The organism is Microbacterium sp. B24, assembly GCF_000333415.1.
In the GTDB taxonomy this organism is placed as follows: domain Bacteria; phylum Actinomycetota; class Actinomycetes; order Actinomycetales; family Microbacteriaceae; genus Microbacterium.
This window is the reverse complement of sequence record NZ_BADB01000521.1, coordinates 1-10,557: the sequence shown is the minus strand read 5'-3', so window position 1 is coordinate 10,557 and position 10,557 is coordinate 1. Positions and strand designations below refer to the sequence as shown.

The following is a 10,557-nucleotide window of genomic DNA, read 5'->3' as shown; positions in this document are numbered from 1 at the left end:
ATTCGAGCTCGGTCCCGGGGATCCTCTAGAGTCCGCGCTGATGGCCTGGCTCGACAGCCACCGGCTGTGACCGCGCCGGCCATGAGCCGAGAGACGACGGAGGGTCAGGGGGCGAAGCCGCACGCCGAGGCGACGAAGTCGTACAGGCGGGAGCGCTGCTCGTCGCTGGCGACAAGGGTGAGGGTGCCGCTGTCGATCGGGTCGCTCAGCACCGACACCGCAGCGTCGAAGCGGGTGCCGACCTTGTCTTCGGCGATCGCATGCATGTCGCAGCGGGCGGGCACGGCATCGATGCGAAGCGTGAGGCTCTCCCCCGCCGCCACGACCTGGGCCGGTTGCCACAGCCATCCGCCGGCGGCCGGCTGCAGCAGGGTGGTGCTCTTGACGGTGTCGAGCCGCACGGACGTGGCGCCGTGGTTGGCGATGCGCACGGTGAGCTCCGCCACCGCGGCACCGTCGCGGGTCACGGTGGCGACGTCGACGAGATCGACGGCGGCGGTCGCCGCGAACCGGCTCGCAAAACACCCCTGCTGCACGGCGCGCGCGACGAAGCCGAAGGGGTCGTCGACGGCGTACTCGTCGGATGCCGCGCCGCGGTCGGTCTGGAAGACCAGATGCGCCGTGCCCGCGGCATCCGTCGGGCTTGCGCACGCGGGCGACATCAGGTCGGCGGTGACCGAGCGGGCTCGGCCCGGCGGCACCGGCAGCGCGCCGACCCATTGCAGCACGGACGCCCAGTGCGGGTCGGCGTACGTCAGAGCGGTGAGCGTCACCGCATCGGCGCCGTCGTTGTGCACAACGACCGACATCTTGCCGCGCGCGATGTCCAGCCTGTTCTGCTGCACCGAGACGCTGATGTGCGCAGGGGCGGGCACGGGAGGCACGGGCGTGCACGCGGTGAGGGCGGCGACGACGAGGGCGACCCCCATCGACACCCTGGCGCGGCGGTGCCGGACATCGGGCGAGTCGGACCGCTGCATGCGGTCAGTGTAGGCCCCTGCCGTGGGCCGGATGCGACCGATTGCCGCCGGTCACAGCTGCGGCTGCTGCGATGAGGCGCGAGCAGTCAGCTGATCGATGGGAAACGCGTCGAAGAGTCTGAGCGCCAGCGCGATCTCGATGGAATCGTAGGGTTCCGCTCGGCCGTCGAGGCAGCGCGAGATGCGCGCGCGAACCGTGTTGCGGTGGAGGCCGAGCGCGTCGGCGGTGCGCATGACGTTCTCACCATTCGCGAAGTAGCCGGCGAGCGTCGCACGCAGAGCCACCGCCTGCTCTCCCGGCTCGGCGAGGGGGCCAAGGACTCCCGCGGCCCAGGATCGCGCGGCGCCGGGGTCGGCCGCGAACAGTCCCAGCAGCACCACACCGGGGTCCGTGTGGGCCACCACCGCACGTTCTCGGCCCTGAGCGGTCGACAGCGCCACCAACCGTGCCGAGGCCGCTGCCTCGTGCGAGGCCACGAAGCCTCGCACGCCGACTCCGGCGTCGCCGATAGCAAGCCGCAGACGCGGCCACTGCGCCGCGACTCGCTCTGCGGCGGCGCGCACCTCGGCGACCGACGCGCGCGTCGCGATCCACGCCCATGCGGTCCCCCGGTCCGCGGCGACGGACAGCGGTGCCTGGGGCGTGCCCGCTTCGGCGGCAATGCGTCGCACAGTCTGCTCGATGCGCTGTTGGTCGGCATCGTCCGCGACGCCGTCGACCCACGCGATAACGGCGACGTGCGTCTGATCCAGCGCGTAGCCCGTCTCTGCTTCGAAGGCATGGGCCGTGCGTACATCGCCGTGGAGGATCTTCATGACCGCGGCGACGTTCATCGTCGCACGCGCATTCCACCAACGGCGCCGCTCGGCCTCGTGCACGGTCGAGACGTACTGCAGGATCCAGTCGATGTAGCGGTGCACGACGTCGGCCACGCTGCGCACCAGCTCGATCCGCTGGTCGTCGCGCACGGGCAGTTTCTCGACGGCGTCGATCCCGAGCCGCAGGAACATGCTTTGGCCGAGGTAGTACGCCCGAGTCAAAGCGGACACCGGCACGTCGTGCTGAGCCAGTCGCGCCGCATACTCGACGGCCGCGGTCGTGGGCTGCAGGTTCTCCAGGCTGATGTCGTTGCCGAGCACATGGCAGATCGTAGAGACGTTGCCCTCGATGCTCGCCTGCAGCATCTCCACGAGCTGCGGATCTCCGCCGAGGGGACCGATACTGGTGGCCAGCAGGTCGCGCATCTCACGGACGATCTCCGGGAGCCGCCCGTCCAGCTGCGACGCGACCTGAGCGAGGTAAGGCCGGAGGTCTTCTCGACCCGCGGCTGCCGTCGCCATCGCGCTCACTGGGACCGCGCCCATCGCAGTGCGCGACGTGCGGCGTTGACCCCGCTCATCCCGTGGATGCCGGGTCCGGGCGGCGTCGCCGCCGAGCAGAGGTAGCTGCCGGGCACCCCCGTATCGTACGGGAACGGGCTCAGCCGGGGCCCGCACAGGAACTGGAGCGGGGTCTTCGCTCCGGTGAGAATGTCGCCCCCGACGAAGTTCGGGTTGCGCTGGGCCATCTCCGTGACGGTGACCACACCCGTGGCGACGATGCGCTCCCGAAACCCCGGGGCGAACCGCTCGATCTGCGCGATGATCGCCGCGGTCGCGTCGCCTGTGTATCCCGCGGGAACGTGGGCGTAGGCGTACACGGGCACGATGTCGCCCGCGGCGCGTGTGGGGTCGGCGACGAACTGCTGCCCGACGAGGACGAACGGGCGCTCGGGCATGCGACCCTTCGCGATCTCCGTCTCCACGTCCGCGATCTCGCGTGCCGTCCCCCCGAGGTGCACGGTTCCCGCGCGCCCGACCTCGGGGTTTCGCCAGGGGATGGCACCGTGCACGGCGAAGTCGACTTTGAACGCAGCCGGCCCGGGGCGGAAGCGAAGGTAGGCCGAACGCGCGGCCCGCGGCATCCGTTCGCCCAGCAGGCGCGCGGCTTCGTGAGGATGAACGTCGAGCATCGCGACCTCGTGATGGGGAAGATCGCGCAGACTCCTCACCCGCACACCGGTCTCGAAGCGCACCCCGAGCTCGCGAAGGCCCGCGATGACCGCATCGGTCAGCACGCCGGTGCCTCCGGCGACGACCGGCCACCCGACCGCGTGCCCAGCCGTGATGATCCCGGCTCCGATGCCGCCGACGAGAGGTACGTCGATGCGGTTGATCGCGTGCGCGGCGACACCTGTGAACAGTGCGCGGGCCCTCTCGGTGCGCAGCGCCCGCGCCGTCCAGGTCGGGGGGAGAGCAGCGACGGCGCCGAAGCGCGCCAGCAGCAGCGGGTGGCGCGGCATCCGCATCATGGGCTGGAAGATGTCGGTGGTCAGATCGGCGAATCGATCTGACGGCGCGGCGAACATCGTGCGCCATGCTCGCCCGTCGGCGCCGAGCCGGTCGGCGGTCTCCTCGATCGACTGGCTGAGCAGCGCCGCATCGCCGTCGTCGAAGGGATGCGCCGCATCGTAGGGCGCCCGCGCCCACTGCACACCGCGCTCGTCAAGCTGCCAGGAGGCGATGTAGGAGGACGCCGCGGCCATCGGGTGCACCGCCGAGCAGTGGTCCTGGACGAGTCCGGGAACCAGGCTCGGACCGGAACGCGCGCCGCCGCCCAGCACGTGATCGGCTTCGAAGACCGTGACCTCGACGCCGGCGCGCGCGAGCACGGTGGCGGCCGCGAGCCCGTTGGGCCCGCTGCCGACCACCACCGCGCCGGTCATGACTGCGAGGCTCTCGCCCGGACGTCGCGACCGTCGGCGGACGCGGGAACGCGCGTGCTGTTCGTCGCCGAGGTCGCCGGCACCGTCTGAGCGCGCCACTGCACCTCGATCGGGATGGGACCATCGGGAAGCCACGGCTGCGCCGCGACGGCATCGGCGACCTTCCACGTTCCTCGCTCGATGACGCCGAGAGCGGCATCGATGATCTGATACGCCTGCGTCGTCTTGTGGATGGGCTGCGACTCCACCCAGAAGACGATGAACTCTCCCGGCTCGAAACGGCAGCGCGCTTGCAGAGCGCGGATGAGGTCGATGTTGTGCAGGTGACCGTCGCCGAAGTTGAACCCGATGAGCGAGTTGCACGCGAACTCGCCTTCGCGAATCGTGCGCGTCTCGATGTCGGGAAGGGTGCGGTAGGCCAACGAGAACAGCCCGCGGCCCTGGCTGTGCATCGACCGCCACGCGATCGTCTGCTGCATCGTGATCTCGGCCACGGCGTACGGGTAGCCCATCGCTTGCAGCTGATCGATCTGGTTGCGGGTCGGCCGCACCACCGCATCGAGCTTCGCCTCGGCGCCCGGCGCGAAGGCCCAGATCGCCGATGCCCAGTTGCCCGCGTACTGACGCAGCGAGGGCAGGAACGACACCTTGTCGGGACGCAGGTTGCCGAGAATCGGGAAGAACAGCAGCGCGATGGCGACGGCGGCGCCGATCCACGCGGCCGAGAAGTCGAACACCCCGTAACCCTGCCATGCGGGGAATCCGAGGAACAACGTCACCGCCCCGAACGCGAACAGCAGATTCCACTCGAGGGGCACGGCCAGGGGGAACGTCGAGACGATGAACAGGCAGAATCCGACCATGATGACCACCGCGACGAGCGTGACGATGCGGTTGGTCGAGAACAGCAGCACGAGGGGGACGAGGAGCTCGACGGTGGTGCCCATCACGTGCGCCATGAAGCCGGCGAGCTTCGAGGGGCGAAGATCGCGCGGGAAGTCCCGGTAGTGCGCGCGCTTGAGCCACCGCGGCGGCCAGAAGGGCGTGTTGGAGAGCATGGGCGGGATGACGTTGACGAAGTGCTTGCCGAACTTGGAGACCGCCGCTCCCACCCACACGATGACGATCAGCATCTTCAGCGCGATCATCATGTCGGTGAACGGCAGGACGACGAAGATCACGAGCGCCGGCAGGTACTGCTCGATACGCGCGGCGAGCGCGATCGTCTTGTCGCGCACTCCGACGAGCACCAACAGCACGATGGCGGCGATCACCGGCGCAGGCTGGACCAGACCGCTCGTGTTCTCGGGAAGCATCGCCGCCAGCGACGCAGAGGGCGTGCCGGGCATGAACAGCGCGGTGGCGAGGGCGGCAAGGAAGCCGAGGTAGAGCGCGACGTCGAGGACGGTGCGGGTGTCACCGGCGGTGCCCGGAACCCAGCGCCACGGCCGCAACCGAATCGTTCCCGGCCGCGCCCAGAACAGGATCCCGCCCGTCATGGGCGTGAACTTGCCGGCCATCGGGCCCCACGATCCGGCGATACCGATCGCCTCGAGGAGCATGGTCCAGACGATGGCCTTCTGGTAGACGATGGGCTGGTTCCACCACAGCTCGGCCTGCCAGAACCACCCCACGCCGCTGGTCGCGGTGATGATCACCGCACCGAGCAGGCCCCAGACGAACACCACCTTCGCGATATAGGTGGTCGCGATCATTCGGGGCGAGCCGAAGCCGTACTCCGCCCAGTGCAGGGCGAGGGTGCGGACACGGTCGCGCAGCGGACGGTGCAGGAACGTGTCGAGATCGACGGGCGGAAAGTCGCCGGTTTTGAATCCCATGTCAACTCCTTCGGTGATGGGTTTCGAGGTCTGGAAGGGATGTGGTGGAGCCCGGTGACGCGCGCGCGAGCATCGGGTGCCGCGGCAGCGGCATCCGAGACGCGTCGGCGCAGGTCAGACCTGGGCGAGAAGCATGCGGCGGAAGGCAGGTTTGTCGATCTTGCCGACGGGGTTTCGCGGCAGCGCGTCGACGATCTCGAGCGCGACCGGGATCTTGATCTTCGTCAACCCCGTCGCGCAGTGCGCGAGCAGTTCGTCGACGGTCGTGTCCGCGGCATCCGGACGCAGCACCACCTGCGCCACCGGCACTTCGCCGAGGATGGCGTCGGGTCTGCCGACGACGGCCGACTCCAGCACGGCGGGGTGCGTGGCGAGGAACGACTCGATCTCTTTCGGGTAGATGTTCTCGCCGCCGCGGATGATCATGTCCTTGATGCGGTCGACGATCGTCAGATAGCCGTCGGCGTCGAGCACCCCGATGTCGCCGGTGTGCAGCCACCCGTCACGAATCGCCTGCGCCGTCGCATCGAGGCGCCCGAGGTAGCCCCGCATCACCGTCGGACCAGAAATGACCACCTCGCCACGCTGTCCGACCGGCAGCTCTCGGCCCTGCTCGTCGACGATGCGGATCTGCTGCCCGGGCAGGGCGGGTCCGACCGTGCCGGGCTTTCGAAGGCCCTGGGGAGGATTGCACGCGGACGCGCAGGTGCCCTCGGTGAGTCCGTAGCCCTCCGTGATCGCGATGTCGAAACGTTCTTCGCAGCGCGCCAGCAGCTCGGCGGATACCGGGGCCGCGCCGCACACCGCGAAGCGCAGGCTCGACGCGTCCAGAGCGACCTCGTCGGGCAGCGCCGACAGGTGGGCGAAGATCGCGGGCACCCCCGAGAAGTACGTCGGCCGGTATCGCTCGACGGCGTCGATGAAAGCCGCCGGGGCGAACCTCTCCAGCACTGTCACCTGTGCTCCGACACTCAGTGGTGCGAGGAACGTGACACAGATCGAGTTGACGTGGAACAGCGGGAGGATCAGAAGCGCGTGGTCGCGGGGGCTCAGCTGGAAATGCGTCGCCATCTGCGTCGCCATCGCTTCGAGGTTCTCGTGGTCGAGCATGACCCCCTTGGGCTGGCCGGTCGATCCGCTCGTGTACACGATCAGCGCGACACGGCTCGGCTCGATACGCGGATCGGCGACGGCCAGCTGCGGTTCGCGCTGGAGATCGTCGGCGCCGAGGCGAGGAACATCGATGCCGTCGAGGACGGGGCCGACGAGGAGCCGGGCGCCGGAGTCGGACATCTGGTACCCGGCCTCGCGCGGGGTGAAGGTCGGATTGATGGGAGTGACCGCCGCGCCCACGCGCCACGCGCCGAGGATGGCGACGAGCAGCTCGATCGAGTTGGGCAGCATCACGGCGACGACAGCTCCGTCGCCGATGCCCAGGGAGCGCAGCTGCTCCGCGAACCCGGCCGCCTCGCGCTCGAGGCCTCGGTAGGTGAGCTCACGACGCACATCGCGGACGGCGGGGGCATCGGTTCCGGCCGCAGGACCGTTCCAGGGCAGCTGCGGCAGACGCGAATGGGGGTGCACGGTCATGGGTCGTCCTCCTCGTCGACATTGACAGCGGGTGGTCACGTCAGAGTAAGCCGCCGGTAAAAACCAGCCATCGGCAGAAACGGCCCAATACCGCCTGCCCCTTGTGCACTGTGCACAGGCGAGTGTGCCGACGAACCGGGTTTGTCACGCCGATGCGGCCAGCGCGCGTGACGACATCCGATCAGACTGGCGACATGCGGAAGATCCCCGTGTACTACTACTCCTCGTCGTCGAACCTGACCGGGCGGTTCGCGGAGGCTCTCGCGCGGATCGACGGCCGGCGCGTACTCAATCTGGCCCGCTCCGATGTCCGTCGCGGCGAGCCCAGCGGCCCCTGGGTGCTGCTGACGCCGTCGTACAAGGCCGGCAATGCCGATGAGGTGACCCTGCCCGCGGGGGTGCGGGCGTTCCTGCGCTCGCCCATGACGCGCCGACGAATGGTCGGGATCATCGGGTCGGGCAACCGCAACTTCGGCGACTACTACCAAGCCGCCGCCCGCCAGCTGTCGCACACGTCGGGCCGGCCCGTGCTGTTCGAGTTCGAGCTGTCCGGCACGCGAGAGGACGTCGAGCGGTGCGCGGCGATCCTCGCGACCCTCGACGCGGCCCTCGACGACGTGCGCAGCACCGGATGAGCGGGCCCGCGCGCTAACGTCGCTCCTACGACGCCGAAGGAGGCGCCGCCGGGAGGAAGGGACGCGCCGTGGCCGCATTCGATTCGATCGTCATCGGTGCCGGGATCTCGGGGCTCGCCGCGGCGCGCCTGCTGACGGATGCCGGACGGCGCACCGTCGTCCTCGAGGCGCGCGATCGCATCGGCGGCCGCGTCTGGACCGATCGGTCCGACGGGCGCGTCACCGACCGGGGCGCCTCGTGGATCCACGGGATCACCGACAGCCCGGTGGCCGCCGCGGCGAGCGCATTCGGCATGCGCACCGTGGAGTTCACGGTCGGCGGCTACCAGCCCAACAGTCGACCGATCGCGCACTACTCCCCCGACGGGCGGCGATTGAGCACCGACGAAGCGGCCGCGTACGTGGCCGACATCCGTGCCGTGGATGCCGCCCTGGTGCCGCTGATCGCGGCATCCGCGCCCGACGCCACCTACCGCGACGTGACCGAGGCGGCCCTCGCCGCCCAGGGCTGGGAGGCGGAACGGGCCGAGCGCGTGCGCGAGTACCTGGCGCACCGCAGCGAAGAGCAGTACGGCGCGGCGATCGGCGATCTCGCGGCCCACGGCCTCGACGACGACCAGATCGACGGCGACGAGGTCGTCTTCCCCGACGGCTACGACGCCCTCGCCACGGGCCTGGCGCGCGGGCTCGACATCCGGCTCGCCCACGTCGTCTCCCGCGTGCGATGGGGCGCCGACGGCGTGACGGTGACGACCGACCGGGGCGCGTTCACCAGCCGGGATGTCGTGGTGACCGTGCCGGTCGGCGTGCTGCAATCGGCGTCGTTCGCGATCGAGCCGCCCCTGCCCGAGCCGGTGGCCGGCGCGCTCGGCCGGCTGCGCATGAACGCGTTCGAGAAGCTGTTCCTGCGCTTCCCGGAGCGGTTCTGGGACTCCGACGTGTACGCCGTCCGCCAGCAGGGGCCCCAGGGGCGGTGGTGGCACTCCTGGTACGACCTGACCGCGCTGCACGGCGAGCCGACGCTGCTGACCTTCGCCGCCGGACCGGCGGCGGTCGCGACGCGGCACGAGCCGGATGCGGAGGTCGTCGCCTCCGTGATTGCGCAGCTGCGACGCCTGTACGGGAGCGACGTCCCCGATCCGGTGGCCGTCCAGCGCACCGCATGGCAGGACGACCCCTACGCGCGCGGCTCGTACGCCTACATGCGTCCCGGGTCGACGACCGACGACCACGACACCCTGGCCACACCGGTCGGCGGTGTGCTGCACCTGGCCGGCGAGGCGACGTGGACCGACGACCCGGCGACCGTCACGGCGGCGCTGTGCTCGGGGCACCGCGCCGCGCAGAACGTGCTCGGCACGGGCGTGCCGATCGAGCAGCTGTGGCGCGCCCCCGAAAACCTTCAATACAACTGAAGGATTCGGCGTAGAGTGGCCGCATGCTTCCACTTTCCATCGTCATCATCACCGCCGCCCTCGTCTTCTACAGCGTCGGCGTCTGGGCGGAGCGGATCCAGCGCACGCTGCGCTGGTGGCACGCCGGCATGTTCGCCCTCGGCCTCGCCGCCGACACCACCGGCACCCTGCTCATGACGCAGATCGCGGCCGACCGGCGCGCGGACGGCGTCGCCGAGACGGCCGCGGGAACCCTCATGGCCTGGACCGGCACCGCCGCGATCGTCCTCATGGCGATCCACCTGATCTGGGCGATCATCGTGCTGGTGCGGGGCCGCGAGAACGAGAAGCGCGCGTTCCACCGCTTCAGCATCGTCGTCTGGGCGATCTGGCTGATCCCCTACGTCGCGGGCGCGGTCAGCGCGATGGCGGGCTGACGCTCGACGCGGCATCCGTGCCGTCGGCGGCATCCGCACCCTCGGCACGAACCGCCGTGCGCGGGGAGGCGACCGCGGTGGATGCCGCCAGCGCCGTGATCGTCACGATCGCCCCGAGCACGAGCGCCGCCTGCTCCCCCGCGGTGAGCGCTCCCGTCTCGGCTCCGATCGTGGCGGCGGCGATCGGGACGCCGAGTTGGGCGGCGGCGATCACGGCCCACAGCGGACGCTGCCGCAGCAGCACCCCGGACAGGTGCGCGAGGAGCGCACCCGCCCCGAGCAGCACTCCTAGCCAGAGGTACGCGGGCGCGTCGACGAGGCTGCCGAGCGAGAGCGACGCGCCGAGCCACACGAAGTAGAGGGGCGAGAGGAAGCCCTCCGTCACCGCGAACAGCTGTCGGGCGAGTCGCCGCGGCTCCCCGGCGCTGGCGACCGCCAGACCGCCGGCGAAACCGGCGAGCAGCACGGAGACGTGCGAGACGGTGGCGAGGGCGCCGAGTGCGCAGACCAGGATGAGGCTGACGCGCAGCTCGATCGCGAGCTCGTGCGTCTTGCTGGTCTCGCGCAGGCGCTTCCACCGGTCGCCGCGCGCGCCCCACCGCAGCCCCAGCGCCAGCAGCAGCGCCACGGCGGCGATGCCGAGCGCGCCGAGGGCCGCGACCGGTGCACGCTCCGGGTCCATCGCGAGGGGCAGGGCGACGATGCAGGCCGTGTCGGCGATCGCGACCTGCGCGATGGTCGCCAGCAGCGGCGCACCTCCGAGACGCGTCTGCTGGACGGCGGGCAGCACGAGCGCGGCGGAGGACGACGCCATGACCACGGCGTAGACGGCGGCGTGCCCCGTGTCGAACAGCGTCGCGAGTCCCCAGCCGGCGAAGGCGGCGACCACGCCGACCACGACGGCCTGCAGCGCGCCCC

9 protein-coding genes are annotated in these 10,557 nt (G+C 70.6%); 3 read left to right on the top strand and 6 right to left on the bottom strand.

The features are described from left to right. Nucleotides 1-104: 104 nt before the first annotated feature. From I5I_RS15195 to I5I_RS15175, 5 genes are all read right to left on the bottom strand, one after another. On the bottom strand, nt 105-980 hold the full coding sequence (locus I5I_RS15195; protein WP_036321712.1) for a hypothetical protein: 876 nt from the start codon (nt 978-980) through the stop codon (nt 105-107). 51 nt (nt 981-1,031) lie between these two features. Further along, nucleotides 1,032-2,345 carry a PucR family transcriptional regulator gene (locus tag I5I_RS15190; RefSeq protein ID WP_083868053.1) on the bottom strand — a complete coding sequence of 438 codons (1,314 nt, stop codon included), beginning with the start codon at nt 2,343-2,345 and terminating at the stop codon, nt 1,032-1,034. Continuing rightward, entirely contained in the window at nt 2,327-3,745 is a 1,419-nt protein-coding gene (locus I5I_RS15185; RefSeq protein ID WP_036321729.1) for a phytoene desaturase family protein, read from the bottom strand. The genes I5I_RS15190 and I5I_RS15185 overlap by 19 nt, the downstream gene beginning before the upstream one ends. Continuing rightward, entirely contained in the window at nt 3,742-5,583 is a 1,842-nt protein-coding gene (locus I5I_RS15180; RefSeq protein WP_083868052.1) for a DUF3556 domain-containing protein, read from the bottom strand. The genes I5I_RS15185 and I5I_RS15180 overlap by 4 nt, the downstream gene beginning before the upstream one ends. 114 nt (nt 5,584-5,697) lie before the next feature. After that, on the bottom strand, nt 5,698-7,173 hold the full coding sequence (locus I5I_RS15175) for a class I adenylate-forming enzyme family protein (RefSeq protein ID WP_051039668.1): 1,476 nt from the start codon (nt 7,171-7,173) through the stop codon (nt 5,698-5,700). A 194-nt stretch (nt 7,174-7,367) separates the two neighbouring features. On the opposite strand from I5I_RS15175, the gene nrdI reads away from it, so the two are divergent. The 3 genes from nrdI to I5I_RS15160 all read left to right on the top strand — a co-directional run bounded on the left by nrdI (nt 7,368) and on the right by I5I_RS15160 (nt 9,639). Further along, nucleotides 7,368-7,808 (top strand): class Ib ribonucleoside-diphosphate reductase assembly flavoprotein NrdI, encoded by a 441-nt coding sequence (gene nrdI, locus I5I_RS15170; RefSeq protein ID WP_036321720.1) that lies wholly within the window; start codon nt 7,368-7,370, stop codon nt 7,806-7,808. A gap of 68 nt (nt 7,809-7,876) precedes the next feature. Next, nucleotides 7,877-9,223 carry a flavin monoamine oxidase family protein gene (locus I5I_RS15165; RefSeq protein ID WP_036321711.1) on the top strand — a complete coding sequence of 449 codons (1,347 nt, stop codon included), beginning with the start codon at nt 7,877-7,879 and terminating at the stop codon, nt 9,221-9,223. Between the two features lie 23 nt (nt 9,224-9,246). Then, on the top strand, nt 9,247-9,639 hold the full coding sequence (locus tag I5I_RS15160; RefSeq protein ID WP_036321710.1) for an HsmA family protein: 393 nt from the start codon (nt 9,247-9,249) through the stop codon (nt 9,637-9,639). Here the strand turns inward: I5I_RS15160 and I5I_RS15155 are convergent. Continuing rightward, the coding region (locus I5I_RS15155) for a cation:proton antiporter (protein WP_083868051.1) at nt 9,620-10,557 on the bottom strand (938 nt) is incomplete at its 5' end. The genes I5I_RS15160 and I5I_RS15155 overlap by 20 nt on opposite strands.